General features: G+C 68.4%; 9 protein-coding genes. 8 read left to right on the top strand and 1 reads right to left on the bottom strand.

The features are described 5' to 3' along the window. Positions 1-68: 68 nt before the first annotated feature. Complete coding sequence (locus ABZ953_RS19240) at positions 69-3,968, bottom strand: GH92 family glycosyl hydrolase (RefSeq protein ID WP_361724910.1); 3,900 nt, start codon at positions 3,966-3,968, stop codon at positions 69-71. Between the two features lie 534 nt (positions 3,969-4,502). Here ABZ953_RS19240 and ngcE point away from each other — a divergent pair. The 8 genes from ngcE to ABZ953_RS19200 all read left to right on the top strand — a co-directional run bounded on the left by ngcE (position 4,503) and on the right by ABZ953_RS19200 (position 15,155). Then, positions 4,503-5,936, top strand: a complete 1,434-nt coding sequence (ngcE, locus tag ABZ953_RS19235) for an N-acetylglucosamine/diacetylchitobiose ABC transporter substrate-binding protein (RefSeq protein WP_361724907.1) — start codon at positions 4,503-4,505, stop codon at positions 5,934-5,936. A gap of 198 nt (positions 5,937-6,134) precedes the next feature. Next, positions 6,135-7,076: a sugar ABC transporter permease gene (locus ABZ953_RS19230; RefSeq protein WP_361725107.1), complete on the top strand. Its 942-nt coding sequence runs from the start codon at positions 6,135-6,137 to the stop codon at positions 7,074-7,076. A gap of 21 nt (positions 7,077-7,097) precedes the next feature. Then, positions 7,098-7,994, top strand: coding sequence for a carbohydrate ABC transporter permease (locus ABZ953_RS19225; protein WP_361724904.1), 897 nt, complete (start codon positions 7,098-7,100; stop codon positions 7,992-7,994). Positions 7,995-8,143: 149 nt separating this feature from the next. Further along, positions 8,144-9,406, top strand: coding sequence for an extracellular solute-binding protein (locus ABZ953_RS19220; RefSeq protein ID WP_361724902.1), 1,263 nt, complete (start codon positions 8,144-8,146; stop codon positions 9,404-9,406). Between the two features lie 120 nt (positions 9,407-9,526). Then, the gene (locus ABZ953_RS19215) at positions 9,527-10,405 is read left to right on the top strand and encodes a sugar ABC transporter permease (protein ID WP_361724900.1); all 879 of its coding nucleotides are present in this window, start codon (positions 9,527-9,529) and stop codon (positions 10,403-10,405) included. After that, positions 10,405-11,286, top strand: coding sequence for a carbohydrate ABC transporter permease (locus ABZ953_RS19210; protein WP_361724897.1), 882 nt, complete (start codon positions 10,405-10,407; stop codon positions 11,284-11,286). Before ABZ953_RS19215 ends, ABZ953_RS19210 begins: the two co-directional genes overlap by 1 nt. A 3-nt stretch (positions 11,287-11,289) precedes the next feature. After that, positions 11,290-11,793, top strand: a complete 504-nt coding sequence (locus tag ABZ953_RS19205; RefSeq protein WP_361724894.1) for a hypothetical protein — start codon at positions 11,290-11,292, stop codon at positions 11,791-11,793. Positions 11,794-11,840: 47 nt separating this feature from the next. Then, complete coding sequence (locus ABZ953_RS19200) at positions 11,841-15,155, top strand: CHAT domain-containing protein (protein WP_361724891.1); 3,315 nt, start codon at positions 11,841-11,843, stop codon at positions 15,153-15,155. The last annotated feature ends 10 nt before the right edge of the window (positions 15,156-15,165 follow it).

Genomic DNA, 15,165 nt, shown 5'->3' with positions numbered 1-15,165 from the left:
CCGTCGAGATCAGGCCGCGACGACCGCGACGACCGCGACCACCGCGACCGCCGCGACCACCGAACGGATCAGGAGAGCAGCTCCACCTCCGCCAGCGTCGCCGAGCCGTCCGGCACCAGGCGGTAGTGCCCGTACGTCCCCGGGCGGGCGACCGTGAAGACCCGGGTCTGCTGGTCCCAGGCGAAGGACTCGCCCGAGCGCCGGTCCAGCGTCTTCCACTTCGTGCCGTCCTTCGAACCTTGCAGCACCCAGCCGCGCGGCGCCTTCGCCTTGTCGGCGGACGACGTCAGCGTGTACTGGACCGCCTTGGTCTTCCTGTCGACCGGCAGCTTGACCGCGGAGTCCAGCGTCGCGTCCGTGGCCGAGGAGTTGTCGAACAAGGCGCCCTCGCCCGCCACCGCGTCCTTCCTCGGCGACGGAACCTTGTCGTCCTTCGTGATCGACGTCGGCTGGGCGTTCTTGCCGGAGCCCCAGGCCGACGGCTTCGGGCCCATGTCGAATTCCAGGACGCCGCCGCGGGCGACGATGTCGTGCGGGAGCGCGGTCGACTTCCACTTCTTGCCGTTGACCTTCAGGCCCTGCACGTACACGTTCTTCGCGCTGTTCTTCGGCGCCTTGACGACCAGGTCGCGGCCGTTGTCGAGGTGCAGGGTCATCTTCGTGAACTGGGGCGAGCCGATGGCGTACTCGCCGCTGCCCATGACCAGGGGGTAGAAGCCGAGCGAGGAGAAGAGGTACCAGCCCGACTGCTCGCCGTTGTCCTCGTCGCCGTGGTAGCCCTGGCCGATCTCGCTGCCCGTGTAGAGGCGGGAGAGGACCTCGCGGACCTTCTCCTGCGTCTTCCACGGCTGCCCGGCCGCGTCGTACATGTACGCGGCGTGGTGAGCGACCTGGTTGGAGTGGCCGTACATCCCCATGCGTACGTCGCGTGCCTCCGTCATCTCGTGGATGACGCCTCCGTAGGAGCCCGCGAACTCGGCGGAGCCGGACTCGGGGGTCGCGAAGTACGTGTCCAGCTTCTTGCCGAGACCGGACCGGCCGCCGTAGAGGTTGGCCAGGCCGCGCGAGTCCTGCGGGGCGGTGAAGGCGTAACCCCAGGCGTTGGTCTCCGTGTAGTCGTAGCCCCACACGCGCGGGTCGAACTTCTCCGAAGGCACCCGCCAGACGCCCTTCGCGCTCTTGCCCTGGAAGAAGCCCGGGTCCGTGCCCGCGCCCGCCGCCTTGTCGTCGAAGAGGTTCACGTAGTCGCGGGCGCGGTCGGAGAAGTACGCGGACTCGTCCTTGTAGCGCTTCTTGCCCGTCTTCTTGTAGAGGGCGGCGCCCATGCGCGAGATGCCGTAGTCGTTGAGGTAGCCCTCAAGGGCCCACGACAGGCCCTCGTGCGTGTCGCTGCTCGTATAGCCGAGGAACGGCGAGGTCTTCATGCCCTTGCGGCCGACGCCCGAACTCGGCGGCACCACCGTCGCGTTCTTCAGCGCCGCGTCGTACGCGGCCTCGGCGTCGAACTTCACGCCCTTGACGTACGCGTCGGCGAACGCGACGTCCGACGACGTGCCCGTCATGAGGTCCGCGTAGCCGGGCGAGGACCAGCGCGAGGTCCAGCCGCCGTCCTTGTACTGCTGCACGAAGCCGTCGACCAGCTCGCCCGCCTTCTTCGGGGTGAGCAGGGAGTAGGCGGGCCACGTCGTGCGGTACGTGTCCCAGAAGCCGTTGTTGACGTACGGCTTGCCCTCGACGATCTTCGCGCCGGTGTGGGTCGGGGTGTCGGGACCGGTCTGCGGCGAGAACGGGGACGCGTACTTGTACGTCGCCTTGCCACCGCCCTGCGAACCCACCTTCTCGAAGCCCGAGTTGGGGTAGAGGTAAAGGCGGTAGAGGGAGGAGTAGAGGGACGTGCGCTGGCCCTCGCTCGCGCCCTCGACCTCCACCTTGCCGAGGATGTCGTCCCACGCCCGCTGGGCGCGGTTCTTCACGCGGTCGAAGGAGGTGCCGGACGGGATCTCCTGGGCGAGGTTGTCCTTCGCCTGGTCCAGGCTGATCAGGGACGTCGCCAGGCGGAGGTTGACCGTGCGGTCCTTGCCCGGCTTGAAGCGCAGGTAGCCGGTGACGTCGCCGCCACCGCCGCCCTCCAGCTTGCCGCCCGCGGTGACCGGCGCGTCGAAGACCCCGTACACGAAGAGGCGCGTCGCGCCCGTGGACAGGCCGGACTTGACGTCCGAGAAGCCCGTCACGACGCCCTTGTCCTCGTCGAGGGTCAGGCCGCCCTTCTCCGAGACGTTGTCGAATATGACGCTCGCGTCGTCACCGGGATAGGTGAACTTCATCATCGCGGCGTGGTCGGTCGGCGCCATCTCGGCCTTCAGGCCGTTCTCGAAGGTCACGCCGTAGTAGTGCGGGCGCGCCGTCTCCTTCTCGTGCCGGAAGGGCAGCGCCCGCTTGGTGCGTGACGCGTTCGGCGTGTCCTTGTCGACCGACGGCATCATCTGGAACGTCTGCCGGTCGCCCATCCACGGGCTCGGCTCGTGGCTCGCGCTGAACGCCTGCATGGTCGGCAGGTTGTCGTCGTTGTTGCCGCGCGCGTAGTCGTACAGCCAGCTCAGCGAGCCCGCGTTGGTCACAGGGGTCCAGAAGTTGAAGCCGTGCGGGACCGCGGTGGCCGGGAAGGTGTTGCCGCGCGAGAAGCCGCCGCTGGAGTTGGTGCCGCGCGTCGTGTCGGCGTAGTCGGAAGGGTGCGCCTTGGGCTTCGCGGGCGCCTTCTCCTTCAGGGACACGTCGTCGAGCCAGCCGCGGAACTTCGCCGGGCCCTTGGGGGCGTCGTACGCGATCAGGATCCGGTCGACCGTCTTGCCGCTCGCCACCTGCCCGATGCCCGATTCGATGTTGTTCCACTGGTTCACGTAGAGCGCCTTGGCCGCGCCCTGGCCCCGCGGGGTCAGCGGGAAGCCGTGCTGGTCGACGGCCTTGAGGTCGCTGAGGTACGTGCCGTCGGTGAAGGCGAGGTCCACGGAGACGTTCGTGGCGGCGTAGTCACGGTCGCCCTCGGCCATCGAGGGGAAGATCCGGTAGCCGAGCTCGGTGTTCCTGCCCACCTTCACATCGACGTCGAAGACCTTGTTGTACGAGTAGCCGCGGCCGTCCGCCTTGTGGCTGCCCGCGTAGCGCAGCGCCTGCTTTCCGGTGAACCCGGCGCGGGACTTGGCGGTGGGGGAGCCGCTGGGGCCGCGGTCCACCAGGCTCAGCATGTCCTCGGGGGCCGGGGTGCCCTCGCCGCCCGCCGACAGCTGCACGTCGGCGAGCTGGAGGGCGTCGGTCGCGCCGTTGTTCGCGGTGACGTCGAGGCGGTAGTGCGCGTAGGCCGTGGTGTTCTCGAAGTCGTACTTCTTCGTCTTGTGGCGACCGTCGAAGGTCTCGCCCTTGCGCTCGTCGAGGACCTTCCAGTCCTTGCCGTCGGTGGAACCCTTCAGGGTCCAGTCCTTCGGGTCGCGCTCGGCGTGGTCGTTGGCGGAGGTGAGCGCGTACGTCACGACCTTGGCGGGCTCGTCCAGGTCGAACTCCGCCCAGCCGTCCTTCGCGAACGTCAGCCACTTGCTGGTCGCCTCGCCGTCGACGAGGTTCGCCGCCACCTCGCCCGAGCCGGCGTTCTCACCGCTCGCCCGGACCTCGGTGACGTGGTCGTTGACGCTGCCGGGCAGGCCGGAGCTGAACTCGCCGTTGACGCCCGAGGCCTTCTTCTTGCCGTCGGGGCCCGTCTCGACGGTGTTCAGCCAGTCGGGCTGTGCGTCCTCCTTCTCGAAGGACGACGAGAACTGCCGCTCCGAGCGGGGGGATTGTTCGGGCCCGGCGACGGCGGCCCCCTGTGCCGCCACGACGAGCGCGAGCGCCAGCGTCCCGGCGGCCACGGCCGAACGGGGTACCGGGCCGGGTGGACGGTGGTGTCTAGAACGAGGTCTGCGAGCCGAGTGCGGCATCCTCGAGCCCCTCCTTGCCAGTTGGACAACGTTGTCACGATCGCTGCGCAAGGTCTAGTAGGGCGTCAAGTGTCGGTGGGTGTCAAGGTTGTTGACGGGGGCCGTGAGTCGTTCGGGCGCACACGCCTTGCGGGAAAGTCCATGGAAACCGGCGCGAAAGTCCAGGGGTTCCGGCGGTGATCTGCGAGAGGTTTTCACCGGGGATCACCGCGGGTCTCCATTCGGGATCACCGCAGGTCTCCACCGGGGATCACCGCAGGTCTCAACTCGGAAAAGGCTGCGGAGCAAAGCTGTATTCGATCTTGCTCACCCGGCCGCGAGTGGACTATACCTGTCGGCGTCCGCGCAGGCCGTCCGGCAGGTCGCGGGCCCGGGGGCAGCGGGGTGGGAAACACTGGAACGCCAACCGCCGCTCTCCGTCAACCGAATCCCGCTGCTTCAACGATGTATCGCACGACCCCAGCTTCACACCACCGCGGTGCCGGGGAGGGTCCGGTTCACCGCCTGAGTCCTGGAGAAGGCGAGGACTTGAGCATGGGATCCACCAGCGTCAACCGTCGTGATGTCATGAAAAGGGCGGCAGCCGCCGGTCTGCTCGCGGTGCCGGCCGTCGGGGCAGTGAGCTCCTGCGCCAGTGGTGGCGGCGACGAGAACAAGGCCGAAAAGGGCGACAAGACCAAGAAGAACCCGCTCGGCGTGAAAGAGGACGCGGACCTGACGGTCTACATCTTCAACGGCGGGTACGGCGACAAGTACGCCCAGTTCGTCACGGACATGTACGCCAAGAAGTACCCCAAGGCCGACGCGGAACAGAAGCCCACCGAGAAGATCGCCACCCAGGTCCAGCCGAAGATCGTCCGAGGCAAGCCCACGGCGGACGTCGTCAACAACTCCGGCGCCGACCAGATCAACCCCGGCAAGCTCGTGCACAACAAGCAGGTCGCCGACCTCAGAGAGGTGCTCGACGCCCCCTCGTGGGACGACCCGAAGGTCACCGTGCGCGAGACCCTGGTGCCGGTCGTCGAGCAGATGGGCCGCTTCGGCGGCCAGGAGTGCTACCAGCTCAACATCGCACTGACGGTGTACGGCAACTGGTACTCCAAGAAGCTCCTCGAGCAGGGCCTGGACGCCGAGTACCCCAAGACCTGGGACGAGATGCTCGCGGTCTGCAAGAAGGCCAAGGCCAAGGGCATCCACGGCTGGAGCTACCCCGGCGGCCACCCCCGCTACATGTTCTTCAGCATGTACGCGATGTTCGCCCAGCGCGGCGGGCGCGAGGTCACCACGGCCATGGACTACCTGGAGCCGGACGCGTGGAAGCACGACGCGGTCAAGGACGTCTTCGAGGCCTGGGAGGAGCTGGTCGCCAAGAAGTACGTGCTGACCGGCTTCGACGGCACCGAGGCCCACACCGAGATGCAGACCGCGTGGACGAAGGAGGGCAAGTGCCTCTTCGTGCCCAACGGCTCCTGGGTGGAGAACGAGGCCAAGGACACGACGCCGAAGGACTTCGCCATGACGGTGGGGGCGACCCCGTCGCTCGACTCCGGCGACAAGATGCCCTTCGGCACGCTCTACGCCCCGGCCGGTGAGCCCTTCATCATCCCCGCCAAGGCCAAGAACCGGCAGGGCGGCCTGGAGTGGATGCGGATGATGTACAGCAAGGAGGCCGCGCTCAACCTCTTCAAGGAGATCGGCTCGATCCCGGTCGTCAAGGGCGCCATCGACGGCCAGACGCTGCCCTCGGGCGCGGCGAGCGCCCAGGCGGCGACCAAGGCCGCCGGCGAGAACATCGTCATCCCCCAGTTCATGGACTGGTACAACGAGCTGTTCCGCGAGGACTTCAACAACATGATCCACAAGTTCATGCAGGGCCAGATCGGCGCCCGGCAGGCGATGGACACCATGCAGAAGGCCTCGGACCGGATCAAGAACGACCCCGACATCACGAAGGTCAAGAAGGCCTGAACCTCCTGTGGGTCCGGGGCCGCGAAGGCCCCGGACCCGGCACGCGACCGAGCACATAGGCATGTGGAAGAGCGGGCGGGGCTGAGCAGCGTGAAGACCGACACCCGGGTGGAGAAGACCCCACCTCCGAAGAAGCAGGCGGGCGCGAGGCCCGCACCGGCCGCTCCGGGCCGGCTGTTGTTCCTCCTGGCGGTGCTCCTGCCGCCCCGCTTCACCCCCGAACGGGTGCGTTACGACCGGCGCTACCGCACGCTCGACAAGTACCGCTTCATCGTGGGCTTCCTCGCCGTGCCGCTCGCGTTCTACGCGCTGTTCGTCGTCTCGCCCTTCCTGCAGGCGATCTACTACTCGTTCACCGACTGGTCCGGCGGCCCGGCCGCGCACTTCGTCGGGTTCGACAACTACCAGAAGATGTGGAACGACGAGCGGTTCTGGGACTCCGTCCAGGTGAGCGCCCTCCTGCTGCTCATCGCGCCCGTGGTCACCCTGGTCCTCGGCATGTTCTTCGCCTACATGATCACCTCGGGCGGCCGGCACCGCAGGGGCCAGGCCATCGCGGGCGTCGCGGGCTCCTCGGTCTACAAGGTCGTCTACTTCTTCCCGCAGGTCCTTTCCGTCGCCATCATCGCCGTGGTGTGGGGACGCGTCTTCAACACCAACAGCGGCCTGATCAACGGCGGCCTCGACAAGGTCGGCATCGACGGGCCCGCCTGGCTGGGCGGCGACGAGACCCTCGGCATCATCTCGCTGCTCACCGTGATCAGCTGGAGCTTCATCGGCTTCTACGTCGTGCTCTTCTCCGCCGCGATGGGCGCGATCCCCAGGGACATCTACGAGGCGGCCCTCCTCGACGGCGCGGGGCGCGCCCGTACCTTCTTCAACGTCACGCTCCCGCTGATCTGGGACACGGTGCGCACCGGCTGGATCTACATGGGCATCCAGGCCCTGGACACCTTCGCCATCTGCCTGGTCATGGTGCCGCCGCACGTCCTGAAGGTGACCCCGGTCTTCCTCTACGAACGGTTCCGGGACGGCCAGTACGGCTACGCCACCGCCATCGGCGTCGTCCTTCTCTTCCTCAGCATGGCGTTCTCCCTGATCGTCATGCGGGTCGGGAACCGCGACCGGATCGAATACTGAGACCGCGGGAGCCACTGCATCATGACCACGATCAAAACCTCCGCGCCCCGTTCCGAGACCACCTCCGCGGCCCGCCGCGAGAAGGAGGCGGGCGGCGCCACCCTCAACGTCTTCTCGCACGCCTTCCTCGTCCTGTGGGTCGTCCTCGCCGCCGGACCGCTCATCTGGGTGGCGCTCACCGCGTTCCGCCCCTCGGCCGAGATCCTCAGCGACCCGATGGGCTGGCCCGCGTCCTTCCACTGGGAGAACTTCAGCAACGCCTGGAGCAAGGCGAGCATCGGCCAGTACACCCTGAACTCGCTGATCATCCTGTCGGGTTCGCTGACCGGCACCATGCTGCTCGGCTCGATGGCGGCCTACGTCATCGCCCGGTTCAGCTTCCCCGGCAACCGCGTCATCTTCATGCTGTTCGCGGGCGGCATGATGTTCCCGGTCATCCTCGCCCTGGTGCCGCTCTTCGCGGTCATGGAGAACTTCGGCCTCCTCGACACCCGGCCCGGCCTGATGATCGCGTACATCGCGTACTCCCTGCCCTTCACGACCTTCTTCCTGACCTCCTTCTTCCGCACGCTGCCGACCGGCGTGCAGGAGGCGGCGATGGTCGACGGGGCCTCGCACACCCGCACGTTCTTCCAGATCATGCTGCCGATGGCCAAGCCCGGCCTGGTCAGCATCGGCATCTTCAACTTCCTCGGCCAGTGGAACCAGTACCTGCTTCCGCTGCTGCTCAACAACGAGGACGAGAAGAGCTACGTGCTGCCGCAGGGGCTCGCCTCACTGGCCGTCTCGCAGGGCTACCGGGGCGACTGGGGCGCGCTCTTCGCGGGCCTGACGATCGCCATGCTTCCGGTGCTCGTCGTCTACGCGGTCTTCCAGCGACAGGTACAGGCCGGACTGACCGCGGGCGCCATCAAGTGACCTGGTGGAGCGGGTGATTTCAGGTTGGCCACGAAAGTGGTCTAGGCCTGTCGAGGCCGATCGGGCCGTGAGTAGTCTCGGCGCCACGGCGCCGCGGGGGGCGACCGGACGCGCTCAAGTCGACACCGATGTCGAAGGGTTGAACCATCATGAGGAACCGAATAATCGCCACCGGTGCGGCAACGGTCGCCATGGCGCTTGGGCTCACCGCCTGCGGCGGTGACAGCGACAGCGGCGACAGCAAGACGATCAAGCTCGTCGCCGCCGACTACGGCGACAAGGCCTCCAACGCCTCCAAGGTGTACTGGGCCGAGGTCAAGAAGGAATTCGAGAAGGCCAACAAGGGCTACAAGGTCGATGTCCAGGTCATCAACTGGAACGAGATCGACAAGTCCGTCAAGAACATGATCCAGGCGGGCAACGAGCCCGACCTGCTGCAGACCGGCGGTTACGCCGACAAGGTCGCCGACGACCTCCTCTACAAGGCGGACGAGGTGATGTCCGCCAAGACGCGCGAGAACCTCATCCCCACCTTCGCCAAGGCCGGTGAGGTCGACGGGACCCAGTACGGCATCCCGTGGGTCTCCTCCAGCCGCGTGATGTTCTACAACAAGGCCGTCTTCAAGAAGGCGGGCATCAAGTCGCCGCCCAAGACGTGGGACGAAGTCGCGGACGCGGCAAAGAAGATCAAGGCCAAGAAGGCCGCCGACACCCCCTACGCGCTGCCGCTCGGCCCCGAGGAGACCCAGGGCGAGTCGCTGATGTGGGAGCTCGGCAACGGCGGCGGCTACACCGACGCGGACGGCAAGTACACCCTCGACAGCACGAAGAACGTCGAGACCTTCGACTGGCTCAAGACCAACCTGGTCAAGCCCGGCCTGACGTACGCCAACCCCGCCTCCACCGACCGCAAGACCGCCTTCGCGGACTTCGCGGCCGGCAAGGTCGGCATGCTCAACGGCCACCCGAGCCTCATCCAGATGGCCAAGGAGGGCAAGGCCGACTACGGCGTCGCCCCCATCCCCGGCAAGACGGGCCCGCTGGCGAGCACCCTCGGCGTGGCCGACTGGATGATGGCGTTCAAGGACGGCGGCGCAAAGAAGGAGGGCGTGAAGAAGTTCCTGGACTTCACGTACTCCAAGAAGATGCTGGCGTTCGACGAGATGTACAACCTCATGCCGGTCACCCAGGACGCCCTCAAAACCATGCAGGGCAACGGCAAGCACAAGGATCTGGAGCCGTTCTTCGCGGTCCTGCCGAACGCCAAGTTCTACCCGCTGGGTGACACCTCCTGGGACGTCGTCTCCGCCGAGATGAAGAAGACCGGCGGCAAGGCCGTCGCCGACGACCCGAAGCAGGTCCTCGGCGACCTGCAGAAGAAGGCGGAGTCGGCCGCGGCCGACGCCAAGTAGCAGCCGCTACCGGTCCCTTCACCCCCTTCATCCCGTCCGCAAGGAGTCGTTGTGTCCCTGAAGGCCCCTCCGTCCCCGGCCGAGTCCGGCCGGGGACGGGGCGGGCGCGCACCCAGGCCCGTGAGCCGCCGCAGCGGCATCGCCAGGCTTGGCCCGCTGCCCTGGATAGCGCCCGTCATCCTGCTGATCCTCGCCGTGGTCGTCTGGCCCGTCGTCGAGCTGATCCGCACCTCGTTCCTCAACATCTCCATCGCCGGCAAGGTGCGCGGCAGCGCCGGGACCGACAAGTTCAAGAAGCTCTTCGAGGAGAGCGACTTCGGGGCCGTCCTGCTCTGGACGGCGGTGTGGACCGTCGTCGTCGTCACCGTGACGATGCTGCTCTCGCTGGCCCTCGCCCAGCTGTTCAACCAGAAGTTCCCCGGCCGCACCATCACCCGCTGGGCGCTCATCGCTCCCTGGGCGGCATCCGTCCTGATGACCGCCATCGGCTTCAAGTGGATGCTCAACCAGACCGCGGGCGTGCTCAACACGCTGATGCTCGACCTCGGTCTGATCGACGACTCCAAGGACTGGCTCGGCAAGCCGGAGACCGCCTGGCCGTGGATGATGGCGGTCGCCGTCTTCGTCTCCCTGCCCTTCACCACGTACACGCTCCTGGCCGGTCTGCAGACCATCCCGCAGGAGGTCTACGAGGCCTCGCGGATCGACGGCGCCGGGAACTGGCAGACCTACCGCCACATCACGCTCCCGATGCTGCGGCCCGCCTTCCTGGTCGGTGTCGTCATCAACCTCATCAACGTCTTCAACTCCTTCCCGATCATCTGGGCCATGACCCAGGGCGGTCCGGGCTACGACACCTCCACGTCGATGGTGTTCATGTACAAGCTGAAGGAGACCGACATCGGCGAGTCCGCTGCCATGTCGGTCGTCAACTTCCTGATGGTCGTGGTGCTCGTGCTGATCTTCCTGAAGGTCAGCCGGTGGAACGAGGAGGACTGATGGCCACCGCGACGGCGACCCGCCCCGCGCCCCGGAAGGACGGCGGGCCGAAGAAGGCCCGGCGCGCGTTCCGGCCCCGCACCCTGGTCATCACGGCCTGCGCCTGGCTCCTCGCCGCGATCTTCCTCGCGCCGTACCTGGAGATGGTCATCACCGCGCTCCGCCCCAAGGAGGAGCTGCGGGACCGCACCTATCTGCCCCAGGACCTGGAGTGGGCGAACTTCGTCGACGTCTGGAAGGAGTCGGAGCTCGGCCAGAACCTCCAGGTGACGCTGTTGGTGGCGGGCGGCGCGACCCTGCTCGTCCTGCTGGTCGCGCTGCCCGCCGCGTACTACACGGCCCGCATGCGCTACCGCGGCCGCAAGCTGTTCCTGCTGCTCGTCCTTGTCACCCAGATGTTCCAGCCCACCGCCCTGCTTGTCGGCCTCTACCGCGAGTTCCACGAGCTGGACATGCTCAACTCGGTCTGGACCCTGATCCTCACCAACGCGGCGTTCAACCTCGCCTTCGCGGTGTGGATCCTGACGGCCTACATCAGCTCGATCCCGCCGGAGCTGGAGGAGGCCGCCATGGTGGACGGCACCAGCCGCTTCGGCGCGATGATCAGGGTGACGCTGCCGCTCGCCCTGCCGGGCGTCGTCACGGCCGTGATCTTCACCTTCATCACGTCCTGGAACGAGTTCGTGATGGGCCTGACCTTGACCACCGAACCGGAGAAGCAGCCGCTGACGGTCGGCATCAACAACTTCATCGGCAACTACACGGTGCAGTGGAACTACCTCTTCGCGGCGTCCGTGGTCGCGATCGTGCCGGTCATCGTGCTGTTCGCGTTCATCGAGCGGCATGTGGTGTCGGGGCTCACGGCGGGGTCGGTGAAGTGACACATGACGGAAAGGGACCAGTTGGAACAGGATCAGTTGGAACGGGAAGTCCGGGCGCTGTCCGACGAGGCCGCCGTCCAGGCGCTCGCCGCGGTGGTCGAGGAGCGCGGACTGCTCGCCGAGGCGCGCCGGTACGACTGGGACGGCTCGGAGCTGAGCGAGCCACTCGATTCCGGGGACGTGGCCGAGTATCTGGAGGCCGGGCAGGCGCCGGTGGCGGATGGGGAGTTGGCGCGCGCCGCCCTGGAGTACGCGGCCTCGTCGGGCGAGGACATGGCGCGTACGGTCGGTGAGGCCGTCGACTACGCGCGCTCGCCCATGGTGCGTCTCGACCCCGTGTCGCTTCCGGTCGCCGTGCTCGTCGTCGTGCTTCTGCAGACCGAGGTCGTGGTGAAGCGGGACACGCGCGGGAAGTGGAGCCTGACCATCCATAAGAAGGCGATGAAGGACGCCGCCCTCGGACGGGTCTTCACGGCGCTGCTCTCGCGGATCGGCGGCGGCAAGTAGGCGAACCCGGGCGCGAGCACGCGGCAGCATGGCACCTAGGAGGCAGGGTGGCGGTCTCAGCGAGGGAGTCCTACACATGGCGCTGCGATGAGTGCGCCCGGGAGTGCACCGCCGCGGTGTGGCGCATCGTTGATGCCCGTGAGCGCCCCGACGCCCTGGCGGCGCCGGGGCCGCCCGGCCTGTCGTGGGCGGACTGCCCCGGATGCGGGGCGAGGGCGGGCATCGACGCGCCACTGCTGGTGCTCAGGCCCGGCGCGACGGCGCCCCTGCTGCTCGCGACCTCCCTCGCCGAGCTCAGGGACGACCCCTCGCCGTCCGCGCTCGCCCTGCTGGGAGAGGCCGAGCGGGCCGGAGCCTTCCGCGAGGTTGTCTTCGACGGGCAGGTGATCCCGCTGCCCCGCAGGTTGCTCCCGGTCGTCCTGGCCCGCGACCTCGACCGGGACCTGGCCGACCCCGAGGCGGCCCGCGCGCAATTAGAGCCGGAGGGGGAGCCGACGGCCGGGCACTACGAGACCTTCCTCCAATACCTCGCGGAGGAGCGCGAGGTCGCCAGGACGAGCCGCCTGCTGTACGCCGTACTGACCAGCATGCCGGACGAACTCGCCGAACTGATCCGTAACCAGCCTGAGTTGACGAACGACACAAAGGTGCGCGACGCCGGCCGTGAAGAGCTGCGCGCGGCCGAAGGCGCCCGGGACGTATCGGTCCTCGAACGGCGCCAGCAGCTCCTGGAGGACCTGAGCGACGGCCGCACGCCGCAGAGCGAGGCGCTGCGACGCTACTTCGACTCGCTGAGCCGGTTCGGCGGCGATCTGCGCGAACGGCTGGACGCGCTGTACGAGACGGCCTTCGCCGCCGAGGGGTTCGACGGCATCGCACCGGCCCGCGAGGGCCTCGCGCTCGCCGCCGACCTCGGCGAGCAGGAGATGGAGACCGAACTCGCCGCACTGCTCGGTGAACGCCTGGTGGTCGCCGTCCACGCCGGGCTCGACGCCGATCTCGCCGAGGCGTTCGGGCTCCTGGAACGCGCACTGGACCGGTTGCCCGAGGGCAGCACGGAGTGGGCGCACACGGCCAACAACCTTGCCAGCGCGCACTATTCGCGTGACGACGGCGACCGACTGGAAGTCTGGGAGACCGCCCGCGACCTGCTGGCCCGCGCGAGCGGAATCGATCGCCGCGAGCACCCCGAATTCTGGGCGCGGATCCAGACCAACTACGGACTGCACCTCTCGGAGCGGCCCGGCGGCGGCCCCGCAGACCTCACCCTCGGCATCGACCACATCAGAGCCGGTCTCGAAGAGCGCTCACCGGCGCGCTCCACGGTCAACTGGGCCTACTCCATGGTCAACCTCGGCCTGCTGCTCCACCGCCGCGCCGAGCCGGACGACCTGCTCGAGGCGGAGCGCTGCTACCGCGGCGCGCTCGAGCACCTCGGCCCCGGCGACGACGCCGCGCTCTGGTCGCAGGCGCAGTGCAACCTGGCCGATCTGCTGCTCACCCGGGACCCTCCGGACGCCCATGCCGCGCGGGCCGCCGCGACCGCCGCGCTCGACCTGTCCACGGCACGCCCGGGCCTCCTCAACACCGGCCGCATCACCTCGCTCCTCGCCACTGCCAGTGACCTGCTCGAAGGGCCGGACAACGCCGAGAGCATCAGGCTGCGCCGGGCGGCGCTGGCCGCCCTGCCACCCGCCCTCGCGCCCTCCTCGTACCTCCGAGTCGCCCGGGAGCTCGTCAACTCCTATGCCGTGCTGGAACGTTGGGATGACGCCGCCGATGTCGCGTCCGGCATGCAGGTTGCCGTGAGTGCGCTCTATGACGCGCAGGTCACCGTCGCCAGCCGCCGCGGTGTGCTGGTGCAAGTGGACAGGCTCGCCCGCTGGACCGCCTTCCTGCTCGCCCGCGCGGGCCGTCCAGAGCGCGCGGTGGAAGCGATCGAACGCGGTCTCGCCTGCGAGCTCTCGGTGGTGGCCGGGCGGGGCGCCGCGGACCTGGCGGAACTCGACCGCGTCGACCCCCTCATGGCCCGCCGCTACCGCACCGCCAGGGCCCGCTATGGGGCCTCCGTCACCGGGCCGTCCGCGGTGACGCCTGCCGGGATCGCCCCGGTGGCCCGCGAGCAGGCGGTGGCGGAACGAGCCCTGCGTACGGTGGTCGAGGAGATCCGGGCGATCCCGGGCTTCGAGGACTTCCTGCGCACCACCGAACTGCGCGACATCGTCAAGGCCGCGGGCGGCGTACCACTCGCCTACCTGGTCAACGCGCCCTGGGGCAGCTACGTCCTGGTCATCACCGGTAAGGAACCCGCCGTGCGGGCCGTGCACGTGCCCGAGGTCAGCAGCATCACCTTGCTGAACCTCCTGGTCATGGACGCGGCGGAGGACACCACCGGGCTCTGGCTCGTCCAGCAGGCCCCGACGCTGACGTGGCGGCGCGAGTTCCCCGCGACCCTGGAGCGCCTGGGCGCCCTCGAACCGCTGATGCGTCCGCTCGCCGAACTCCTCGCGGACGATCCCCGCCGGGAAGCGGTCGTCGTCCCGACCGGGTTGCTCGGCCTGGTCCCCCTGAACGCCGTACCGCTCGGCCCCGAACCGGAGCAAGTCCTCGATGACATCGGCACATTGACCGTCGCCCCGTCTGCGGCGGTCTACTCCGCCTCCCGCTCCCGGGCCGCGCGCCCGGCAGCCGCCGTACCGCGCCTGGTCGCCGTCGCCGACCCCGACGGCTCCCTGCCCGGCAGTCGCAGTGAACTCGCCGAGATCCAGGCCATGTTCGAGCGGCACGGCGAGGCCAGCAGTGCGATGGGGGGCGAGGCCACCGTGGGCTGGGTGCTCGACCGGCTGGCCGACGCGTCGTATCTGCACCTGAGCTGTCACGGCAGCGCGGTCTCCGGCGGCGAGGGTGGCTCACTGGCCCTCGCAGACGGCAGCCTGGACATGGACACCGTCGTACAGCACCAACTCCCGGCATGCAGACTGGCGGTGGCCAGCGCCTGCCAGTCGGGTCACTACGGAATCATCGAGGCCCCCGACGAATTCCTCGGACTCCCGGCCGCCTTCCTCCAGGCAGGGGCCGCCTGCGCGGTGACCAGCCTGTGGCAGGTGGACGACATGGCGACCGCGTTCCTGATGACACGCTTCTACGAACTCCTCGCGGACTCCCACGCCCCGGTGCCCGCGCTGCGCCGGTCACGCCGGTGGCTGCGCCGCCTCACCTGGGACGAGCTCGCGCGGTACGCGGAGTCGCACCGGCATCTGGCGCCCCTCAGCGAGCGGTACGCCGCCCACGCGATGCCGACGAAGGAGCGTCCCTTCGCCTCGCCGGTCCACTGGGGGGCGTTCACGGCGTGGGGAGTGTGAGGAGCGCCCC

Source organism: Streptomyces sp. NPDC046465 (genome assembly GCF_040646035.1).
Taxonomy (GTDB): Bacteria; Actinomycetota; Actinomycetes; order Streptomycetales; family Streptomycetaceae; genus Streptomyces.
The sequence above is the reverse complement of the archived record's forward strand: the minus strand, read 5'-3'. Positions and strand labels throughout refer to the sequence as shown.